A 19,526-nucleotide genomic window follows, 5' to 3' on the forward strand; every position below is an offset into this window, starting at 1 on the left:
CTTGAAAACTATGGGTCCTACTTGTGCGCGAGCATGGTTAACGATCTCTTTTGAAGGCCATTTGGTCGCAGGCTGAATCTGCCCGGCGCATCCCCTCAAAGCGCCGCCGTTAACCACCCTCTCCACTGATTTCATTGCGCTTTTCGAGTTGGCACGAGGATTGCTTGTAGGGTTTCGGCGCATTTGTCGCGCCAAACTGCGAGTTAATCGTCATGGACAACGCGCTGTATGTGGGCCTTTCGCGGCAGATGACGCTCCGTCGTGAGCTGGACATCGTCGCGAACAACATCGCCAACGCCAACACCACCGGCTTCAAGGTCGAGGACCTGATGGTCCGCACCGAGGCGGCCAAGCCCGCGCGCACCGCTGGCGGCCCCGCGCCGATCAAGTTCGTGATGGACGACGGCGTCGTGCGCGATTTCAAGCCCGGCGCCCTGAACCAGACGGGCGGCAGCCTCGACCTGGCCCTCGAGAACCAGGGGTTCTTCAAGGTCCAGACCGCCGAGGGCGAGCGCTACACCCGTGACGGCCGCTTCACGACCAACCCGGAAGGCGTGCTGACCACCCAGCAAGGCGCTCCGGTGCTCGACGACGGCGGCGGCCAGATCACCCTCGACCCGCAGCTGGGCGCCGTCACCATCGGCCGCGACGGCATTGTCAGCCAGGGCGCGGCCCGGGTCGGCAAGATCGGCGTCGCCCGCTTCTCCGACCTCTCCTCGCTGCGCAAGCAGGGCGACAACCTCTATCGCAACGCCGGAAACGAGACCCCGCAGTCGGCCACCGACGCGATCATTCACCAAGGGATGCTGGAGGGGTCGAACGTCCAGCCCGTCCAGCAGATCACCAAGCTCATCGAGGTCAGCCGCGCCTACGAGAGCATCGCCAAGATGATGGACCAAACCGCCGAACTCTCGCGCTCCGCCGTCGAGCGTATGGGCAAGGTCCAGTAAGGGATTAACGACAGATGCAAGCGCTCCGCACCGCCACGACCGGCATGGCTGCCCAGCAGCTGAACGTCGAGGTCATCTCGAACAACATCGCCAACATGAACACCATTGGCTACAAGCGCCAACGGGCCGAGTTCCAGGACCTGCTGTACCAGACGATCGAGCGCGCCGGCGCCCAGTCGTCGAGCGACGGCAACGTGGTCCCGACCGGCATTCAGATCGGCGGCGGCGTCAAGGCCGGCTCGGTCTACCGCATCACCGAGCAGGGCACGCCCACGGCCACCAACAACCAGCTGGACGTGGCCATCCAGGGCAAGGGCTACCTGCAGATCCTGATGCCCTCGGGCGAGACGGCCTACACCCGCGCCGGCAACTTCTCGACCAACGACCAGGGCCAGATCGTCACCGAGGACGGCTACACGGTGCAGCCGGGGATCACGATCCCCGAGAACGCCACGGCCATCACCATCGGCAAGACCGGCCTGGTGCAGGTCACGCTGGACGGCCAGGCCGACCCGCAGACCGTGGGCCAGATCGAACTGGCCAACTTCATGAACGAAGGCGGCCTCGAGGCCATCGGCGACAACCTCTACCTGGAGACCGGCGCCTCGGGCGCGGCCAACGTCGCCGCCCCCGGCTCCACCGGCTTCGGCACCCTGCTGCAGAACTACACCGAAGCCTCGAACGTCGACGCGGTCAGCGAAATCACCTCCCTGATCGTCGCCCAGCGCGCCTACGAGATGAACTCCAAGGTCATCACCACGGCCGACCAGATGCTCCAGGCCACCTCGAACCTGAGGTCGTAAGGTCATGAAAAGCCTGCTCCTCGCCGCCGCCGCCCTGCTGATCGCCGCCCCGGCCGCCTTCGCCGGCCAACCGGTCGACCTGCGCAACAACACCACCGACGCCGACGGCGTCGTCACCCTGGGCGAACTGTTCGAGGGCGCCGGCTCGGCCGGCGGCGTCGTGGTCGCCCGCCGCGCCGGTCCCAGCGTCGTGCTCGACGCCGCCCAGCTGCAGATGACCGCCCGCCGGGCCGGCCTCGACTGGGCCAATCCGCAAGGCCTGCGCCGCGTCATCGTCCGCCAGGGCGTCGAGAACGGCGGCCAGCTGGCCGGCGGCGCCGGCGTCCAGCGCAGCAACGTGGAGGTTCTTGCCTATGCCCGCAGCCTCGCCGCCGGCGACGTCGTGCAGCCCGAGGACCTGGTGTGGATCAAGGTCGCCGCCGCGCCCATGGACGCTCCCCGCGACGCCGACGCCATGATCGGCATGAGCGCCAAACGCCCGCTGCGCCAAGGCGCGGCCGCCGCCCTGCGCGACGTTTCGGCCGCCCAGGTCATCGCCAAGGGCGATGTTGTCGCAGTCACCTACGACTACGACGGCGTGGCCCTCACCTTGCAAGGCAAGGCCGTGAGCGGTGCGGCCGTGGGCGAGACCCTCAGCATCCAGAACATCGCCAGCAAGAAGATCATCGAAGCGGTGGCCACCGGCCCCGGTTCGGCCGTCGTCGGCCCTCAGGCGCAAGCCCTGAAGGCTCCCCACAATTCCGTGCGTTACGCCGCCCGCTAAGAGAGCACAGAGATGTCCATGCGTCCCGCCTTCGTCGCCCTCGCCCTGCTCGCCCCGATCGCCGCCTGCTCCAGCGTCAAGGAGGCCGTTAAGGGCCCCGAACTGGCCCCGGTCGGCTATCCCGCCTCGCTGGCCCCGATGACCCCCAGCTATGTCTCGGCCCGCGAACCGGCCCCTCAGGCCGCCTCGGCCAACTCGCTGTGGCGGGTCGGCGCACGCGCCTTCTTCAACGACCAGCGCGCCAGCCGCGTCGGCGACATCGTCACCGTGCTGATCGAGATCGACGACAGCGTCAGCACCTCCAACACCAGCAAGTCCTCGCGCACTTCGTCGGGCACCGCGGGCCTCAGCAACTTCTTCGGCCTGGAGTCGAGCCTGGGCAAGGTTCTGCCGGGCGGCTTCGACCCGTCGAACGCCGTCAACAGCAACTCGGGCTTCTCCAACGCCGGCGCCGGCAGCGTCAGCCGCTCGGAAAAGATCAACCTGACCATCGCCGCCGTGGTCTCGCAGGTCATGCCCAACGGCAACATGGTCATCCAGGGCACCCAGGAAGTGAAGACCAACAACGAGCTGCGCCAGCTGACGGTGGCCGGCATCGTGCGTCCGGAAGACATCTCCTCGGCCAACACGATCAAGCACACCCAGATCGCCGAAGCCCGCATCAACTACGGCGGCCGCGGCGACATCAGCCGCGTGCAGAAGACCCCGGCCGGCCAGGCCCTGGTCGAGAAGTTCTCGCCGTTCTGATGAACTAGAGGGCTGTTCCGGACAGGTCCGGACAGCCTGGTGCAAGCTTCCGCCGGCCGGCGCGCCCAGGGTCTTCCTGGGGCACGCCGGTCGATCGGCAGAAACCGCCGGGCGCGGCGGGGCGTTCTCCAAGCAAGGAGATCCGCCCGTGCCCAGCTTCCGTCTTTCCGTCCGCACCGTCGCCGTCGCGTTCGTCGCGCTGCTCGCGGCGGCCTGCGCGCACGAGCGGGCGGCAAATTCCGCCTATGCCTGGGCCTATCTCAACGAGCCCGGCGAAGGTCCCAAGCTGGCCTACGGCCGCCCCTCCAGCGACGAGGTGCTGCTGATGCTGGCCTGTCCGACGGCGGGCGGGCCGGTCGAGGTCTCGGCCGGCGGGATCACGGGCGGCGCCATAGCGCTCGCCAGCCGCGACCAGACGTCGCGCCTGGCCGCGAAAACCGCCGACGACGGCGGAACCGGGCCCTTCCTGCTGGCCCGGACGAGCCCGCGCGACCCTGCACTAGGCAATTTTCGCCGCACGGGCGATCTTGCAATCCTTAACGCCGGCAAGCGCCACAGCATCTCCGCCAACAGCGACGAACGCGGCCGCGTGAAGGCGTTCTTCGAGGCCTGCGAGGCCTGATCCCTCTCCCTTTGCGGGAGAGGGTGGCCTGCGAAGCAGGTCGGGTGAGGGGTCGCACGTACGAAAAACGCCGCGAAAGCCGATCAGCTTTCGCGGCGTCTGACTTTTGAGAGACCCCTCATCCGTCGGTCTTCGACCGACACCTTCTCCCGCAAGGGGAGAAGGATCTCGAACTACGCCCGCCGCCCCGCGGCGCTGACATTGTCCATGCCCAGGGCCGACAGCGCCCCGCGCAGGATGCCTTCGGCGTCCAGACCGGCCTCGGCGTACATGACGTCCGGCTTGTCCTGGTCCTGGAACACGTCGGGCAGACCCAGCGTGCGGATCTTCAGGCCGCGATCCAGCGCGCCGTGCTGGGCCAGGGCCTGCAGCACGAAGGCGCCGAAGCCGCCCATGGCCCCCTCCTCCACCGTGACGATGGCCTCGTGCTCGCGCGCCAGGCGCAGCAGCAGGTCAAGGTCCAGCGGCTTGGCGAAGCGGGCGTCGCAGACCGTGGCCGAAAGACCGCGCGCGGCCAGCAGGTCGGCGGCCTTCAGGCTTTCCGACAGGCGCGTGCCGAACGAGACGATGGCGACGCTGGTCCCCTCGCGGACGATGCGGCCCTTGCCGATCTCCAGCGGGTCGGCCGGGCCGGCCGGCAGTTCCAGGCCCACGCCCTCGCCGCGCGGATAGCGGAAGGCGCTGGGGCGGTCGTCGATCTCGACGGCGGTGGCGACCATGCGGGCCAGCTCCAGCTCGTCGGCGGCGGCCATCAGCACCATGCCGGGCAGAGCCCCCATAAAGCCGATGTCGAACGAACCGGCGTGCGTGGGGCCGTCGGCGCCCACCAGGCCCGCGCGGTCCATGGCGAAGCGCACCGGCAGGCGCTGGATCGCCACGTCGTGCACGACCTGGTCGTAACCGCGCTGCAGGAAGGTCGAATAGATCGCCGCGAACGGCTTCATGCCGTCGGCGGCCAGGCCCGCGGCGAAGGTCACCGCGTGCTGCTCGGCGATGCCGACGTCGAAGGTGCGGGTCGGATAGGCCTTTTCGAAGATGTCGAGGCCCGTGCCCGAGGGCATGGCGGCGGTGATGGCGACGATCTTGTCGTCCTTGGCCGCCTGCTTGACCAGTTCCTGGGCGAACACCTTGGTGTAGCTGGGCGGGCCGGCGGCCGCCTTCTGCTGCTGGCCGGTGACGACGTCGAACTTGGCCACGGCGTGCAGCTTGTCGGCGGCGCCCTCGGCCGGGGCGTAGCCCTTGCCCTTCTGGGTGACGACGTGGACGAGGACCGGCTTTTCCTTGAATTCCCGGGCGTTCTTCAGCACCGAGACCAGGGCGTCCATGTCGTGGCCGTCGATCGGGCCGACATAGTGGAAGCCCAGCTCCTCGAAGAAGGTGCCGCCGGTGACCATGCCGCGGGCGTATTCCTCGGCCTTGCGGGCCGCGTCGCGGATCGGGGTCGGCAGCTTTTCCACCACCGTCTTGCCCAGCTTGCGCGCCTTGCGATAGGCGCCGCCCGAGACGAGGTTGGCCAGATAGGCGCTCATCCCGCCCACCGGCGGGGCGATCGACATGTCGTTGTCGTTGAGGATGACCGTCAGCTGGCGCGTGGCGTCGGTGGCGGCGTTCATCGCCTCATAGGCCATGCCCGCGCCCAGCGAGCCGTCGCCGATCACGGCCACGACGGCGTTGTCCTCGCCTTTCGCGTCACGCGCGGCGCAGAAGCCCAGCGCCGCCGAGATCGAGGTGGCCGCGTGGGCCGCGCCGAACGGGTCGTACTGGCTTTCGGCCCGCTTGGTGAAGCCCGACAGGCCCCCGCCCTGGCGCAGCGTCTTGATGCGGTCGCGGCGGCCGGTGAGGATCTTGTGCGGATAGGCCTGGTGGCCGACGTCCCAGATCAGAATGTCCTTGGGCGTCTCATAGACGTGGTGCAGGGCCACGGTCAGCTCGACCACGCCCAGGCCCGCGCCCAGGTGGCCACCGGTCACGGAGACGGCGTCGATCGTCTCGGCACGGACCTCCTGCGCCAGCTGCTTGAGTTCGGCGACCGACAGACCCCGCGTGTCGGCGGGCGAGGCGATCGAGTCGAGAAGAGGCGTTTGCGTCGGCATGTTCGTAGAAAGCGCGGTCAGTTGCGGCGGTCCAGCACGAAATCAACGCTGTCGCGCAGATGATCGGCCCTGTCGCCAAAGATATCGAGGTGGGCCTTGGTCTGCGCGGCCAGAAGCTCCACGCGTTCCTTGGCGGCTTCGAGGCCCAGAAGGGTCACGTAGTTGGCCTTGCCCTTGACGGCGTCCTTGCCGCCGGCGGCCTTGCCCAGGGTGGCTTCGTCGCCCTCGGCGTCGAGAATGTCGTCGACGATCTGGTAGGCCAGGCCCAGGTCCTGAGCGAAACCCATCAGGGCGGCGCGCTCGGCTTCCTTGGCCCGGCCGATGATCAGCGGGATCTCGAAGGCGAAGGCGATCAGGGCGCCGGTCTTCAGGCGCTGCATGCGCGCCACCGCGCCCAGATCGTCGCGAACGCCCAGCAGGTCGATCATCTGGCCGCCGCACATGCCGCGCGCGCCCGAGGCGATGGCCAGCTTGCGCACCAGTTCCGACCGCACATGGCCGTCGTCGTGGGTGTCGGGGTGGGCCATGATCTCGAAGGCGGCGGTCTGCAGGGCGTCGCCGGCCAGGATCGCGGTCGCTTCGTCATATTGTACGTGCACGGTCGGACGGCCGCGGCGCATGTCGTCGTCGTCCATGGCCGGCAGGTCGTCGTGCACCAGGCTGTAGGCGTGGATGCATTCCAGCGCGCAGGCAGCCCGCAGCACCGGCCGCTCGGGCAGGTCGAACATCTTGCCGGTTTCCAGCGCGAAGAACGGCCGCAGGCGCTTGCCGGGGCCCAGCGCCGCATAGCGCATGGCCTCGGTCAGGCGGCTTTCGGGCCCGTCGGCGCGCGGCAGCAGCTCGTCGAGCGCCACGGTGACGATGTCGGCCGCCTGGGCGATGCGCTTGCCAAGGTCGCTCAAAACAGCTTTCCCCCGTTCGGCGCCGCGCGATCCACCGTCACGAGGACGACTTCGCCCTCGTCGTCGGGAAAGCCCAGGCAAAGGACCTCCGACATGAACGGGCCGATCTGGCGCGGCTTGAAGTTCACCACCGCCGCCACGCGGCGCCCGACCAGCTGGTCGATCGCGTAGTGGCGGGTCACCTGGGCCGACGAACGCTTGACGCCGATCGCGGGCCCGAAGTCGATCGTCAGCTTGTAGGACGGCTTGCGGGCTTCGGGAAAGGCCTGCGCCTGCGTGATCGTGCCGACGCGGATGTCCACGCGCTCGAAATCCTCGAACGCGATCGTCGGCGAGATCTTGGCGGCGGCCTGACCCATCAGGAGAACTCGGCCGGCTCGACGCCCGCGGCGCCGCCCTGGCCGAGCACGATCTTCTCGACCTTCAGGCGCGCGGCTTCCAGCTTCTTCTCGCAGTGGGCCTTCAGGGCCGCGCCGCGCTCGTAGATGTCGATCGACCGCTCCAGCGGCGCCTGCCCCGATTCCAGCTCGGACACGATCTTCTCCAACTCGGCCAGGGCCTGCTCGAAGCTCAGGGCCGAAAGATCATGCGCAGGGGAAGCGGCGTCGGTCATTTCTACTCCAGGGAGAAGCAGGCACCCTAGTTGGGCAGGCGCGTGCGGGCAACGGCTGTGAGGCTTCAGGAGCGCTCGAAACGCTTGACGCACCAGTATTGGAAGCCCTGGTCGAGGGTCTTCTTCAGGCCGCGCTTCTGCAGCGCCACGCCGATCATGGTGTTGAAGAAGCCGTGGGCGACCAGCAGCACGTTCCTGCCGTCCTGCGACAGGGCGATCAGGGCGTCGGCGGCCGCGTCGGCGCGAACCTCGGCCTGCTTGCGACTTTCCTGGCCCATGTGGTGATCGAAGAACCACCACCAGAAGCGCGAGAAGAAGCCCCACTTCTTGGGCGACAGCTTGATCCAGCTGGGCCAGGGCGGCGGCGGCAGCGGGGCCTCGATGAACATCGGGTCGCGCGGGAACTCGCGGCCGCCGGCGATGGCCTGCATCGTCTCGATCGAGCGGCGGCGCGTCGAGGAGATGATGACGTCGGCCTTGCGGGCGATCTCGAGCAGGCAGTCCGGCGGGGTCTGGCCGGCCAGCAGGCCGCCCTCCTCGTACAGCGCCCACCAGTCGCCATAGGCCTGGGCGCTGAAATGGATCTTGCGCGACAGGGCGGGTTCGCCGTGGCGCGCCAGGACGATCGCCCCGGGTGGGCGGACCACGGGCGAGGCGGTCTGGTCGGCGGTCGGTGCGTCGGCCATTTTCCTCGACGGTCCGGCTCGCGCGGGGCGCGGCGCCGGGTCCCTATCCTTCCTGAAGCGCTCTAACATGCGCCTGGGCCGAACGGCCGAGCGCTTCGAGGTCGTACCCGCCCTCGAGCGAGGAGACAATACGCCCTCTGGATCGACGGTTCGCGACGGCGACGATGGCCTGCGTCGCCCAGGCGAAGTCCTCGGCCTCGAGGCTTTGCTGCGCCAGGGGATCGCGCGCGTGGGCGTCGAAACCGGCCGAGACCAGGACGAGGTCGGGGCTGAAGGCGTCGACCCGCGCCATCAGCCCGTCGAACGCCTTGCGCCAGGATTCGCGCGCCGCGCCGGGCGCCACCGTGGCGTTGACGATGTTGCCCACGCCGGTCTCCGACGGATCGCCGGTGCCGGGATAGAGCGGCGACTGGTGGATAGAGGCCACCATCACCGTCGGGTCGTTCTCGAACGCCGCCTGGCTGCCGTTGCCGTGGTGGACGTCGAAATCGACGATCGCCACCCGCGAAAGGCCGCTGGCCTGGGCGACCTTGGCCGCTACCGCCACGTTGGAGAACACGCAGAAGCCCATGGCCGTCCCCGGTTCGGCATGATGCCCCGGCGGCCGCACCGCGCAGAAGGCCCGGCTCCCCTGCCCGCTGGCCACATGGCGCACGGCCGCCGCCACGGCTCCGGCGGCCCGCCGCGCGGCCAGCAGACTGCCGGTCGACATCACGGTGTCGGGATCGAGGGCATGGATCCCCGCATGCGGCGCGGCGGCGAAGATCGAATCGACGAAGGCGGCCGGATGGATGCGCAGCAGGTCGGCCGGATCGACCAGCGGCGCCTCGTGCGGCTCCAGGTCGAGGTTGGCGTCATCCTCCAGCGCGTCGATCACCGCCTTGAGCCGCGTCGGGCTCTCCACATGGCCAGCCCCCGGCCGGTGGTCGAGCATGTCGGCATGGGTGAACAGCGAGACGGCCATGGAACGAGGTTATGCCGGATGAGGCGCGGGAGCCAAGCGGGGCCATGGCGCACGCGCCCCTTCGGTCATTCCGGCTTTTACGCCCGACATCCTCGGGCCTATCCTCGGATCCATGGAAAAATCGGACCTGCGGACTCTCTGGAACGAGCTCGAGCACCTGCTCGACGAGGCCCTGGCGCTGGAGCACGCGAGGATCGCGCCCGACCAGGCCCAAGTCATCCGAGAATTCATCGATCACAACGAGTTCGGCCTGGCGTACGAACAGCTCACCGACGCCCTTGCCGAACTGGAAACGCCGCCGCAGGAACGCACGACCAGTCTGGTGGAGCAGGCCCGTCGGCTGATGCAGCCTCAGGACTGACCTGCTCCACCAGACAACGGGCCCCCTACACCCCCGCCTTCGCCGCCGGCCGCGCGTTCATCTCGTCCAACCAGCGCTTCACATGCACCAACTCCGGATCGGGCCGGAACCGCGCCATCCGCGCGAAGTCGATACCCGTCACGGCCAGGATGTCGGCGATGGTCACCCGGTCGCCGGCGATGAACGGGCTTTCGGCCAGGCGGCGGTCCAGCACCTTGATCCCCTTCTCGGCCGCGGCGCGGTTGTTGGCGGCCACTTCGGGGACCTGGGTCTCGATCGCCGCCAAGGCCGGATGGCTGTGGCGCACGGTCAGCATCAGCGGCGTGGCCACCAGCATCTCGGCCCGCCTCGCCCACATCTCGATGATCGCCGTCTCGCGCGGATCACGGCCGAACAGGTTGGGCTCGGGATAGACGCTTTCCAGATAGCGGCAGATGGCCACCGACTCGGTGATCGTGGTCCCGTCGTCCATCTCCAGCGCGGGCACGTTGGGCAGGCCGGCCCTGGCCATGTAGTCGGGCGTGCGGTGCTGGCCGGAGAAGATGTCGACCTCGACGATCTCGACGTCCTCGATCCCCTTCTCGGCCATGAACCACCGCACCCGCCGGGGATTGGGCGCACGCTTGCTGTCGTAGAGCTTCAACGAAAAATCCTCCCGGTTTTGGCCGGGAGGATCGTTCGTTTTCGCAGCGGAAGGAAAGAGCCTTACAGCCCGAACAGCGCCCGCGGCATCAGGCCGATCAGCGAGCCGGTCAGGCAGGTGGCCAGGAAGCCGGCCAGCATGGCCTTCCACACCAGGCTCAGCACTTCCTGGCGGCGCTGGGGCACCAGCACCGAGAAGCCGGCGACGTTCATGCCGACCGAGCCGATGTTGGCGAAGCCGCACAGGGCATAGGTCATGATCATCCGCGAGCGCTCGTCGAGCGTGGCCGCGCCGGTCTTGGCCATCTGGATGAAGGCGGTGAACTCGGTGAGGATCAGCTTGGTGCCCAGCAGGCCGCCGGCGGCGCCGGCTTCCTTCCAGGGAATGCCCATCGACCAGGCCAGGGGCGAGAACACCACGCCCAGGCCGCGCGTCAGGCTCAGCGGCTGGCCGCCGATGGCCGGCAGCATGGCCAGGAACTTGTCGAGCATGGTGGCCAGGGCCACGAACACGATCAGGGTCGCGCCGACGTTCAGCGCGATCTGCAGGCCGTCGGTGGTGCCCTTCATGACGGCGTCGATCGAGCTGCCGTAGGTCTTGTCCTCGGCGGCCAGATCCAGGTCGCCGCCCTTTTCCAGCGGGTCCGACGGCACCACGATGCGGGCCAGCAGCACGCCGGCCGGGGCCGAGATGATCGAGGCGGTCAGCACGTGGGCCGCGGCATTGGGCAGCACGTCGGCCAGGATGGTGGCGTAAGCCACCATGGTCGAGCCGCTGACGCAGGCCATGCCGACCGTGATCAGCATGAAGAGTTCCGAGCGGCTCAGCTTGTCGAGATAGGCGCGGATGAAGATCGGGCCTTCGATCTGGCCCATGAAGATGGTGGCGGCGGTGGCCAGGGCCGGCGGGCCGCGCAGGCCCAGGGTCTTCTGGAACACGAAGCCGAAGCCTTGAGCGGCCCACTTCAGGATCTTCCAGTGCCACAGCAGCGCCGACAGGGCGCAGACCACCAGGATCACCGGCATCACGCGGAAGGCGAAGATGAAGCCCGCGCCGGGATTGCTCACCGGATAGGGCTGGTCGCCGCCGGCCAGGAAGCCGAACACGAAGGCCGTGCCGGCCTGGGTGGAGGCGCCGAGGCCCTCGACCGCGCCGTTGACGCCGCGCAGCATCTGCTGGGCCTGAGGCAGGCCGAACAGGAGCACCACCAGGCCGACCTGGATGATCAGGGCGCCGACGGCCAGCACCCACGGGAAGCGCTTGCGGTTTTCGGAGACGAGCCAGCAAAGGCCCAGGGTGAGCGCCAGGCCGGCGAGGGCCTGGACGTTCTCAGGACGGAAAAGCAACGGCAGAACCTTGAATTATGAAGCGACGCCCCCGCGACGCCGACCAAGGGGCCAGTTTGTCCAACACAAGCGCGTCGGGCGCAAGCGGCTTGCTTAACCTTTGGCGTCACGGGCGCCGGCGCCTCCCGGGCGAACAATCACCGCCGGATTGCAGTCACCCTCCCTTCCCCCTGGATGGGGGAAGGGCCGGGGATGGGGGAGAAGCGGCGCCGGCCGGGACAAGCCGGTCAACGCGGGACCACCCCCGCCCAACCCTCCCCCATCAAGGGGGAGGGCTGAGCGAGACGTCCTAGGCGGCGATGTTCACCGACTGGGTCGAGGTCGAGCTGCTGGAGCTGTCGTCGCTGGCGGTGCTGGTGGTCATCGCATCGGCCAGCTGCTGGAGCAGCTTCTGCATCATCTCCGACGCCAGGTTCGAGCTGGACAGGGTGTCCATCACGCTGGAGGCGCTGTCGGAGCTCGGATCCAGCAGGCTGGAGAATTCCGTGCTCGACAGGCTGCCGTCGCCGTCGCTGTCGGCCGCCGAGATCAGGCTGGAGGCGGCCGAGGCCGCATCGCTGCTGTCGGTGTCGGCGGCGGCCAGCTCAGCGGCCGAGACGGTGCCGTCCTGGTTGGTGTCGAGGGCGTCGAACACCTGGCTGGCCGCGGCCGCGCCGCCGGCGCCGCCACCACCACCACCTTCACCGCCGCCCGCGCTCTCGCTCGGCGGAGGTCCGGGCGGCGGACCACCCATCGGGCCAGCGCCGCCCGAAGCCTGGGCCAGGGCCGCGAACTCGTCGCCCGACAGCGTGCCGTCGCCGTCGCTGTCGCCGTCCGAGATCAGGCTCTCGACGGCCGACGACACGTCGTCCGACTCGCCCAGGGCGCTGCTCAGGGCCGTGGTCAGCTCGTCGCTCGACAGGGTTCCATCGGCGTCGGTGTCGAGGGATTCGAAGATCCCCTGCCCGCCACCCATGCCCCCCATCTGGCTCATGCCGCCTTCCTGCATGGAAAGCAGCGAGCCGAGGGTTTCGGAGCTGAAACTTTCGCCGCTGGAGCCTTGCGAGCTCATGGCGGGCGGAGGCGGCGGCGGGGGTGAACCGCTGCCGACCTGCATTTCTTGCCCAGTGGACGAGCCACTGGACGACGACGTGGCGCTGGCCGCGGACGTCGTTGAGGAGCTGCGCATCGACTGCAGCAGCTGCTGCATGATCGAAGAACTGCTCAGGCTGGAAACGCTCAAGGCGATTTCTCCTGGTGCCGGTGGACGCGCACGAAGCGCGGGAAACACGCGCCCTTGCCCCGGGCGCGCTCCGACACCAGCGAAAAACATTCCACATTTCAGTGTGTTGCAGTGATGAAATGTGGTTTTGGGGAGAGATGCATCCCCCTACCGTAAAATCCCCGCGAAAGCGGGGACCCAGGCTTTTTCTGAAACCCGCAGTGCTCGACGATAAAACACCTGGGTCCCCGCTTTCGCGGGGATTTTACGGGGAGAGGTGTTCACCCCCTGGAACGCAAAACGCCGCGACGGCCGGTCGGCTGTCGCGGCGTTCGATGTCTGAGAGCCCCCTCACCCGACCTCCCTCCGGGAGGCTGCCCTCTCCCGCAAGGGGAGAGGGGTCAGGATCATTTCCCCGAGACCAGCTCCTTCACCAGCGCGTCGCGGCCGTAGACCTTGGTCAGGGCCTCGGTGATCGCCGCCGTCGAGACCACCACGGTGCGGTTGATCGAACCGTCGTAGCCGAAGGCGCCGCCCAGCGAATGGATGTTGCCGTCGAAGGCGGCGCCGATCACCCGGCCCTTGGCGTCGATCACCGGCGAGCCGGAGTTGCCGCCGATGATGTCGTTGGTGATGACGTAGTCGTAGACCGTCTTGGGGTTCAGCTTGTCCTTGGCGGCGATCCAGCGCGGCGCGGCCTCGAAGGGCTCGGCGCCGGTGACGCGGTCGTAGAAGCCGGCGAAGTCGGTGAACGGGGTGATCGTGCGGCCGCGATGGGTCCAGCCGGCGACCTTGCCGTACGACAGGCGCAGCGAGAACGTCGCGTCCGGATAGACGCTGTCGCCCAGCACCGCGAAGCGGGCCTTGGCGATACGCTCGGCCGCGGCGTCGGTCGGCGCGGTGACGGTGGCCTCGTAGGTCTTGCGCACCTCGCGGCCCGCGCCTTCGGTCTTCAGCACGAACTGGATCATCGGATCGTCCGAGGCCTGGACGGCGGAGAGCCCCCCGTCCCACAGCGCCTTGCGCACGGCCGGGTCGGCCAGCTTGCTGCCGGCGACCAGGCGGGCCGACAGGCCTTCCGGGCTTTCCTTGCCCAGCAGCAGCTTCACGGCCGGGGCGTCGGCGGTCAGGTACTCGCGGGTCTTCAGCAGCCAGTGCTCGAGATAGAGCTGCTCGAGCGGCGCATCGACGGTGCGGTTGTCCAGCAGGCGCTTCTCGGCCAGGGCCAGGCGGGTGTCGGCGAATTCCGGCAGGCGCTCGGCCGAGGGCTTGGCGCGCTCCTGGGCGCCGCGCACCAGGGTGCGGGCGTAGCCATAGAGGTCCGAGCCGCCGCCGGCCGAGGTCTCCAGCTGGCGCATGGCCACAAACTGGTCGGCCAGGGCGGCTTGCGCCCTGTCGATCTCGCCCCACGGGTCGCCGATCTCGGACGACAGCTTGGTATCGGCGGCGACCTTGGCCCGCAGGTCGGTCTCGGCGGCGCGCTTGGCGTCCATGAATTTCTTGTCGCTCAGCACGAACTGCTGGCCGAAGAACACCTTGAAGCTGTTCTCCACCCCGGCCAGCGGCTGGTTAGCGATGCGCTTGTTCTCTTCGCTCTGCTCGCCGAACTGGATCAGGCGGCCGCGCATCTCCGAGCGCTGCAGCTGGCCGACGGGAATGATCAGGTCGCGGTTGGTCTCCAGCTGCGAGACCGTCAGCTGTCGCTGGGTGGTGCCCGGGTTGCCGGCCACGAAGGTCGGCTCGCCTTCGACCGGGGCGGTGGCGCGCCAGGTCAGGTGGTTCGGGGTCACGGCCGGCTTGCCGTCCTCGTACAGGCGCAGGAAGGCGCTATCGAGGTTGAAGCGCGGGAAGTTGAAGTTGTCCGGATCGCCGCCGAAGAAGGCCGTGGCGTATTCCGGCGCGAACACCAGGCGCACGTCGGCGTAGCGGCGGTACTTGTACACCTTGTACTGGCCGCCCCGGTAGAAGCTGATGGTCTGGCAGCGCAGGGTCTTGTCCTGGCCGCAGGCGGCCAGCTCGGCGGTGGCGAAGGCGGCGTCGCGCGCCTTGACGAAGTCCTGGCCGGTCTTGCCCGCGCCCGCCGCCTTCACCTGGTCGGTCACGTCGACGATCGACAGCAGCACCTCGGCCTGCATCCCCGCGCACTTCAGCTCTTCCTCGCGCGCGCCGGTCAGGAAGCCGTCCTTGACGTAGTCCTTGCCCTCGCTCGACAGCGACTGGCTGCAATCGGCCACGCAGTGGTTGTTGGTCAAGACGAGGCCCTGCCCCGAGACCACCGAGGCCGAGCAGCCCGTGGTCAGGCGCACGGCCGAGGCTCTCACGGTGTCCAGCCACTTCTGGTCGATGTCGACGCCGTAGGTCTGCTTGACCTTGGCCGAGGGGAAGTTGTCGAAGGTCCACATCCCTTCGTCGGCCTGGGCGGCGCCGGCGGCCGCGAACGAGAGCACCAGGGCCGAGGCGGCCAGAGTCGAAATCTTCATGAGGCGTCCTTGCCTAACGCGTGTCCCTGACGCGGATGATTACCCGGGCGTCGCCGACGTCGATATCGGCGTACAATATAACAGTTCATAGCCAAGCCGAACCGACGCCGCCAGCCCTGTTTCAGATGTCGGGTTGCCGACGCAACAAACGTGCTCGCGCACGGCGTTTCATCGAAGGGATCCAGCTTACCCCGATTTAACTTGGCCGCACGGCGATCCCGCTGTTCTCCTACAACCGTGAATTGGGGGAGCGGGTCGTAATGTCGTTGGCCTTGGCCACGTTGCTGTACGAGTGGCGTCGATACATGGCGGCCGTCGTCGCCCTGGCCTTCTCGGGCCTGCTGGTGCTGGCGCAGGTCGGCATGTTCGTCGGCATCGGCAAGGGCTTCACCGCCCAGATCGACCGCGCCCGCGCCGACATCATGGTGCTGGGCCCCGGCGCCAAGGCGCTGTTCGGCGGTCCCTCGGGCCTGCCCCGCCGGATGATCCCGCTGGTCTACAGCCACCCCGAGGTGGTCCAGGTCGCCCCGCTCGACGGCTCGGGCGGCCGCTTCCAGAACATCCTGTCGCCCGAGGAGACGGCCAAGGCCGAGGCCCGCGCCAAGCGCGGCGAAAAGGGCGGCAGCGCCCGCAAGACCGAGTTCGTCAACGTCACCGTCATCGACGCCATCCCCGGCTACGTCACCGTGCCGACCGACTACACCAACTCGATGATCGAGGCCCTGCGCCGCCCCTACGCCGTGGCCGTCGACCAGACCGCGCTCAAGCGGCTTGGCGTCAAGAAGGGCGACAAGGCCCTCTACAACGGCAAGACCATCACCATCGGCGTGGTCACCACCGGCTATCCCAACATCATCCAGCCCACCCTGGTGATGTCGCGCGACACCCTGCGCATGCTGGGCGAGGCCGACACCGGCCAGCGCGTAGGCCCGCTGATGGTTCAGATCCGCGACCCGGCCAAGGCCGAGGTCGTCGCCGCCCAGCTCAACAAGAAGGCCGACGGCAAGTTCCGCGCCTGGACCCGCCAGGAACTGGCCGACGCCAATTCCGGGGCCATGCTGGAAGACCAGATCATCGGCATCATGCTGGGCTTCTCGGCGTTCCTTGGCCTGCTGATCGGCGTGGCCATCACCTGGCAGACCCTGCGCGGGGCGATCATGGCCAACATCAAGGAGTTCGCCTCCCTGCGGGCCCTGGGCGTCTCCATGGGCGACCTGCGCAACATCGTCATGGAGCTGTCCTTCTGGGTCGGGATCGTCGGCGTCTTCGCCGCGGGCCTGCTGACCTGGCTGGTCAGCCTGCTGGCCGTCGCCGGCGGCGTGCCGATGTACTTCCCGCCGGTGCTCGTCGCAGTCGTCGCCGTCTTCCTCGTCGTCATCGCCATGCTGTCGGGCTTCCTGTCGCTCGGCGTCCTCAAGAACAGCCAACCCGCGGACCTGCTGCGATGAGCGGAAACAACAACGCCCACAAGCGCGGCGAGACCGCCCTGGCCGCCAAGGGCCTGGTCAAGCGGTTCAAGACCGGCCGCACCTTCATCGAGGTGCTCAAGGGGGTCGACTTCAACGCCCGCCACGGCGACGTGACCATGGTCATGGGCCCCTCGGGCTCGGGCAAGTCCACCCTGGTGGCCGCGCTGTCGGGCCTGCTCAAGCCCGACGAGGGCCACGTCTCGGCGCTGGAGGCCGACGACCTGTGGGCGCTGCCGCCGGGCCGCATCGACCGCTTCCGCCTGGATCACTGCGGCTTCATCTTCCAGGGCTTCAACCTCTTCCCCGCCCTCACCGCCAAGCAGCAGGTGATGACGGTGTTGAAGTACCAGGACGTCGGCCCCGGCGAGGCCGCCCGCCGCGCCCAGGCGGCGCTGGAGTCCGTGGGTCTCGGCCCCCGTGTCAACCAGCGCCCGTCCGAGCTGTCGGGCGGCGAGAAGCAGCGCGTGGCCATCGCCCGGGCGCTCGCCAAGAACCCGAACCTGATCTTCGCCGACGAACCGACCTCCGCCCTCGACGGCAAGAGCGGCGAGACGGTGATCAAGCTGCTGCGCGCCGCCGCCACCGAGCGCGGCGCGGCGGTGATCTGCGTGACCCACGACCCGCGGCTCGAAGCCTACGCCGACCGCGTCATCCACATCGAAGACGGCCGGATCCTGGACGACGTGCGCCGCACGCCCGACGCCGATCCCGCGCCGCTCAGCCACTGATTTCCCGGGGGAAGTTCCAAATGCCCAGGTTCCTGCGTCGCCCGACCTTCTGGATCGTCATCGTCGTTATCGGCCTGCTCGGGGGCGGCTTCTTCTACGTGAAGGGCCAGGCCGCCGAGAAGAAGAAGAAGCTGGAGGTCGCCGCCGCCCAGGAGGAGCCCTCCCCCTACGCGGCCATCGCCAACGGCAAGGCCGACGTCGAAGGCGGCGTGATCCAGGTGGCCGCGCGCCGCCAGGGCATCGTGCGCCAGGTCTTCGTGCAGGAAGGTGACGTCGTGGTCGCCGGCCAGCCGCTCGCCAAGCAGGAGGACGACGAACCGCGCCTGGCCGCCCAGACCGCCGCCGCCAACCTCGCTTCCGCCCGCGCCCAGCTGGCTCTGCACCAGGTGCAGCTGCGCACCGCCCAGCGCGAGTATAAGCGCCTGCAGAACCTGTCGGCCTCGAACTTCGTCGCCGCCCAGCGCCTCGACCAGGCCAGCGACCAGATCGCCCAGGCCCAGGCCAATATCGGCGCCCAGCAGGCCGCCATCGCCGTTGCGACGGCTCAAGTCGGCCAGGCCAACTTCAACCAGGAACTGACGGTGATCCGCGCGCCGGCCAACGGCCGCATCGCCCGCCGCTACGCCAATCCCGGCGCCGGCGCCTCGACCCTCAACGTCACCTCGATGTTCGATCTCGAGCCCGACACCCAGCGCATCGTCCGCGCCGAGATCGTCGAGGCCGACCTGCCCAACGTCAAACCCGGCCAGGAGGTCGAGATCCAGCCCGAGAGCGACCCCGACAAGGTCTATGTCGGCCGCGTCCTGCGCCGCGCCGCCGTCTTCGGCGCCCGCAAGCTGGCCTCCGACGATCCCAGCCAGCGCAGCGACGAACGCGTCGTCGAAGTCGTCGTCAGCGCCGACGGCGCCCCGCTGCTGGTCGGCCAGCGCGTGCTGGTCAAGTTCATGAAGCCCGGCAAGAAAGCCGGCGCCAAACGCGACAAGCCGACCTCGCCCGTGGCCGGCGGCCTGACCAAGCCGAAGAAGACCTGATCGCGATGGCCCAAGGCGGGGGCGCCCTTGACGCCCCCTCCCCGCCGCCGCACAAACGCGCGAAACCAAACACGCGTTTGAGGGAGACTTAGGGCATGGCGGACGACATTCGCTTCGACGGTCAGGTGGCGATCGTCACGGGCGCGGGCGGCGGGCTCGGGCGTCAGCACGCCCTGGAGCTGGCCCGGCGCGGGGCCAAGGTGGTGGTCAACGACCTGGGCGGATCCGTCGATGGCTCGGGCGGCTCGTCCGACGCGGCCAAGGCCGTCGTGGCCGAGATCGAGGCCTTCGGCGGGCAGGCCATCGCCCACGGCGCCTCTGTGACCGACGACGCCGGCGTCGCCGATCTGGTGAAGACCACGATCGACACCTGGGGCCGCATCGACATCCTGGTCGCCAACGCCGGCATCCTGCGCGACAAGACCCTGACCAAGATGGAGCTGGCCGACTTCGAGGCCGTGATCCAGGTCCACGTCTTCGGCACCTTCAAGCCGATCAAGGCCGTGTGGGACATCATGAAGGCCCAGAACTACGGCCGCATCGTCGTCACCACCTCGTCCTCGGGCATGTACGGCAACTTCGGCCAGTCCAACTACGGCGCGGCCAAGATGGCGGTGCTGGGCCTGATGAACACGCTGAAGCTCGAAGGCGCCAAGAACAACGTCAAGATCAACGCCATCAGCCCCGTGGCCGCCACCCGCATGACCGAGGGCCTGATGCCGCCGGAAGTGCTGGAGAAGCTGAAGCCGGAATACGTGACCCCCGGCGTCGTCTACCTAGTGTCGGAAGACGCCCCGACCGGCGCGATCCTGACTGCCGGCGCCGGCGCCTTCGCCCTCTCGCGGATCTTCGAGACCGAGGGCGTCTATCTGGGCGAAGGCGGGCTGTCGGCCGAGGAAGTCCGCGACAGCTGGGAGCAGATCACCGCCGAGCCGGGCCAGCAGGCCTATTTCAACGGCGGCGAGCAGGGCCAGAAGTTCTTCCGGAAACTGGCCGGCGGCTGAAGCTTCCCCAAGGTAAAGCATTACGGCGCGGGCGCGGGATCCAGGTCTCGCGCCCGTCGCTTTTCAAAGCTGACAAAAGCGTCAAAAGAGCGCCATTCGCGATTTAGGCGAATACATGGC

At 68.5% G+C, this 19,526-nt stretch carries 20 protein-coding genes; 10 read left to right on the plus strand and 10 right to left on the minus strand.

Annotated elements, in window-relative coordinates:
• Positions 1-212 precede the first annotated feature (212 nt).
• The 5 genes from flgF (at position 213) to AC07NS_RS24380 (ending at position 3,885) form a co-directional block, all read left to right on the plus strand.
• Positions 213-950 carry a flagellar basal-body rod protein FlgF gene (gene flgF, locus AC07NS_RS24360; RefSeq protein WP_494607503.1) on the plus strand — a complete coding sequence of 246 codons (738 nt, stop codon included), beginning with the start codon at positions 213-215 and terminating at the stop codon, positions 948-950.
• A 14-nt stretch (positions 951-964) separates the two neighbouring features.
• Entirely contained in the window at positions 965-1,753 is a 789-nt protein-coding gene (gene flgG, locus AC07NS_RS24365; protein ID WP_110120637.1) for a flagellar basal-body rod protein FlgG, read from the plus strand.
• Between the two features lie 4 nt (positions 1,754-1,757).
• Entirely contained in the window at positions 1,758-2,516 is a 759-nt protein-coding gene (flgA, locus tag AC07NS_RS24370) for a flagellar basal body P-ring formation chaperone FlgA (protein WP_494607505.1), read from the plus strand.
• Positions 2,517-2,534: 18 nt separating this feature from the next.
• Positions 2,535-3,263 (plus strand): flagellar basal body L-ring protein FlgH, encoded by a 729-nt coding sequence (gene flgH, locus AC07NS_RS24375; RefSeq protein ID WP_494607610.1) that lies wholly within the window; start codon positions 2,535-2,537, stop codon positions 3,261-3,263.
• 148 nt (positions 3,264-3,411) lie between these two features.
• The gene (locus AC07NS_RS24380; RefSeq protein ID WP_494607507.1) at positions 3,412-3,885 is read left to right on the plus strand and encodes a hypothetical protein; all 474 of its coding nucleotides are present in this window, start codon (positions 3,412-3,414) and stop codon (positions 3,883-3,885) included.
• A gap of 173 nt (positions 3,886-4,058) precedes the next feature.
• Here the strand turns inward: AC07NS_RS24380 and dxs are convergent, their stop codons facing one another.
• The 6 genes from dxs to AC07NS_RS24410 form a co-directional block, all read right to left on the minus strand.
• Positions 4,059-5,978, minus strand: coding sequence for a 1-deoxy-D-xylulose-5-phosphate synthase (gene dxs, locus AC07NS_RS24385; protein ID WP_494607509.1), 1,920 nt, complete (start codon positions 5,976-5,978; stop codon positions 4,059-4,061).
• A 17-nt stretch (positions 5,979-5,995) separates the two neighbouring features.
• Entirely contained in the window at positions 5,996-6,880 is an 885-nt protein-coding gene (locus AC07NS_RS24390; protein WP_494607510.1) for a polyprenyl synthetase family protein, read from the minus strand.
• Complete coding sequence (locus tag AC07NS_RS24395) at positions 6,877-7,239, minus strand: tRNA-binding protein (RefSeq protein ID WP_110120630.1); 363 nt, start codon at positions 7,237-7,239, stop codon at positions 6,877-6,879. The genes AC07NS_RS24390 and AC07NS_RS24395 overlap by 4 nt, the downstream gene beginning before the upstream one ends.
• Positions 7,239-7,493 (minus strand): exodeoxyribonuclease VII small subunit, encoded by a 255-nt coding sequence (locus AC07NS_RS24400; protein ID WP_109099095.1) that lies wholly within the window; start codon positions 7,491-7,493, stop codon positions 7,239-7,241. The genes AC07NS_RS24395 and AC07NS_RS24400 overlap by 1 nt, the downstream gene beginning before the upstream one ends.
• Positions 7,494-7,558: 65 nt before the next feature.
• A complete protein-coding gene (locus tag AC07NS_RS24405; protein WP_494607512.1) occupies positions 7,559-8,179 on the minus strand; it encodes a phosphoglycerate mutase family protein in 621 nt (206 codons plus the stop codon).
• Between the two features lie 43 nt (positions 8,180-8,222).
• Entirely contained in the window at positions 8,223-9,143 is a 921-nt protein-coding gene (locus tag AC07NS_RS24410; RefSeq protein ID WP_494607514.1) for a histone deacetylase family protein, read from the minus strand.
• Between the two features lie 112 nt (positions 9,144-9,255).
• Between AC07NS_RS24410 and AC07NS_RS24415 the strand changes: the two genes are divergently transcribed.
• Positions 9,256-9,504: a MafI family immunity protein gene (locus AC07NS_RS24415; RefSeq protein WP_494607515.1), complete on the plus strand. Its 249-nt coding sequence runs from the start codon at positions 9,256-9,258 to the stop codon at positions 9,502-9,504.
• A 25-nt stretch (positions 9,505-9,529) separates the two neighbouring features.
• Here AC07NS_RS24415 and AC07NS_RS24420 read toward each other — a convergent pair whose 3' ends face one another.
• The 4 genes from AC07NS_RS24420 to AC07NS_RS24435 all read right to left on the minus strand — a co-directional run bounded on the left by AC07NS_RS24420 (position 9,530) and on the right by AC07NS_RS24435 (position 15,174).
• Entirely contained in the window at positions 9,530-10,147 is a 618-nt protein-coding gene (locus tag AC07NS_RS24420; RefSeq protein WP_494607517.1) for a glutathione S-transferase family protein, read from the minus strand.
• Positions 10,148-10,209: 62 nt separating this feature from the next.
• Positions 10,210-11,493, minus strand: a complete 1,284-nt coding sequence (locus AC07NS_RS24425) for a NupC/NupG family nucleoside CNT transporter (protein ID WP_494607519.1) — start codon at positions 11,491-11,493, stop codon at positions 10,210-10,212.
• A gap of 289 nt (positions 11,494-11,782) precedes the next feature.
• Positions 11,783-12,715: an EF-hand domain-containing protein gene (locus tag AC07NS_RS24430; RefSeq protein WP_494607520.1), complete on the minus strand. Its 933-nt coding sequence runs from the start codon at positions 12,713-12,715 to the stop codon at positions 11,783-11,785.
• 386 nt (positions 12,716-13,101) lie between these two features.
• Positions 13,102-15,174, minus strand: coding sequence for a S46 family peptidase (locus AC07NS_RS24435; RefSeq protein ID WP_494607522.1), 2,073 nt, complete (start codon positions 15,172-15,174; stop codon positions 13,102-13,104).
• Positions 15,175-15,434: 260 nt separating this feature from the next.
• Between AC07NS_RS24435 and AC07NS_RS24440 the strand changes: the two genes are divergently transcribed.
• The 4 genes from AC07NS_RS24440 (at position 15,435) to AC07NS_RS24455 (ending at position 19,406) form a co-directional block, all read left to right on the plus strand.
• Positions 15,435-16,622: an ABC transporter permease gene (locus AC07NS_RS24440; RefSeq protein ID WP_494607524.1), complete on the plus strand. Its 1,188-nt coding sequence runs from the start codon at positions 15,435-15,437 to the stop codon at positions 16,620-16,622.
• On the plus strand, positions 16,619-17,371 hold the full coding sequence (locus tag AC07NS_RS24445) for an ABC transporter ATP-binding protein (protein WP_492857196.1): 753 nt from the start codon (positions 16,619-16,621) through the stop codon (positions 17,369-17,371). The genes AC07NS_RS24440 and AC07NS_RS24445 overlap by 4 nt, the downstream gene beginning before the upstream one ends.
• Positions 17,372-17,391: 20 nt before the next feature.
• The gene (locus AC07NS_RS24450; protein WP_494607526.1) at positions 17,392-18,402 is read left to right on the plus strand and encodes an HlyD family secretion protein; all 1,011 of its coding nucleotides are present in this window, start codon (positions 17,392-17,394) and stop codon (positions 18,400-18,402) included.
• A 95-nt stretch (positions 18,403-18,497) separates the two neighbouring features.
• Positions 18,498-19,406 carry an SDR family NAD(P)-dependent oxidoreductase gene (locus AC07NS_RS24455; protein ID WP_487289707.1) on the plus strand — a complete coding sequence of 303 codons (909 nt, stop codon included), beginning with the start codon at positions 18,498-18,500 and terminating at the stop codon, positions 19,404-19,406.
• Positions 19,407-19,526 lie beyond the last annotated feature (120 nt).

It is taken from the genome of Caulobacter sp. GW821-FHT10A10 (genome assembly GCF_059415745.1).

Bases quoted from the DNA above. Each gene is read 5' to 3' on its own strand.
- flgA (WP_494607505.1), top strand. From the start codon at position 1,758: ATGAAAAGCCTGCTCCTCGCCGCCGCCGCCCTGCTGATCGCCGCCCCG.
- AC07NS_RS24415 (WP_494607515.1), top strand. From the start codon at position 9,256: ATGGAAAAATCGGACCTGCGGACTCTCTGGAACGAGCTCGAGCACCTG.
- AC07NS_RS24405 (WP_494607512.1), bottom strand. From the start codon at position 8,179: ATGGCCGACGCACCGACCGCCGACCAGACCGCCTCGCCCGTGGTCCGC.
- flgG (WP_110120637.1), top strand. From the start codon at position 965: ATGCAAGCGCTCCGCACCGCCACGACCGGCATGGCTGCCCAGCAGCTG.
- flgH (WP_494607610.1), top strand. From the start codon at position 2,535: ATGCGTCCCGCCTTCGTCGCCCTCGCCCTGCTCGCCCCGATCGCCGCC.
- dxs (WP_494607509.1), bottom strand. From the start codon at position 5,978: ATGCCGACGCAAACGCCTCTTCTCGACTCGATCGCCTCGCCCGCCGAC.
- AC07NS_RS24410 (WP_494607514.1), bottom strand. From the start codon at position 9,143: ATGGCCGTCTCGCTGTTCACCCATGCCGACATGCTCGACCACCGGCCG.
- AC07NS_RS24450 (WP_494607526.1), top strand. From the start codon at position 17,392: ATGCCCAGGTTCCTGCGTCGCCCGACCTTCTGGATCGTCATCGTCGTT.
- AC07NS_RS24440 (WP_494607524.1), top strand. From the start codon at position 15,435: ATGTCGTTGGCCTTGGCCACGTTGCTGTACGAGTGGCGTCGATACATG.
- AC07NS_RS24445 (WP_492857196.1), top strand. From the start codon at position 16,619: ATGAGCGGAAACAACAACGCCCACAAGCGCGGCGAGACCGCCCTGGCC.
- flgF (WP_494607503.1), top strand. From the start codon at position 213: ATGGACAACGCGCTGTATGTGGGCCTTTCGCGGCAGATGACGCTCCGT.
- AC07NS_RS24395 (WP_110120630.1), bottom strand. From the start codon at position 7,239: ATGGGTCAGGCCGCCGCCAAGATCTCGCCGACGATCGCGTTCGAGGAT.
- AC07NS_RS24400 (WP_109099095.1), bottom strand. From the start codon at position 7,493: ATGACCGACGCCGCTTCCCCTGCGCATGATCTTTCGGCCCTGAGCTTC.
- AC07NS_RS24435 (WP_494607522.1), bottom strand. From the start codon at position 15,174: ATGAAGATTTCGACTCTGGCCGCCTCGGCCCTGGTGCTCTCGTTCGCG.
- AC07NS_RS24455 (WP_487289707.1), top strand. From the start codon at position 18,498: ATGGCGGACGACATTCGCTTCGACGGTCAGGTGGCGATCGTCACGGGC.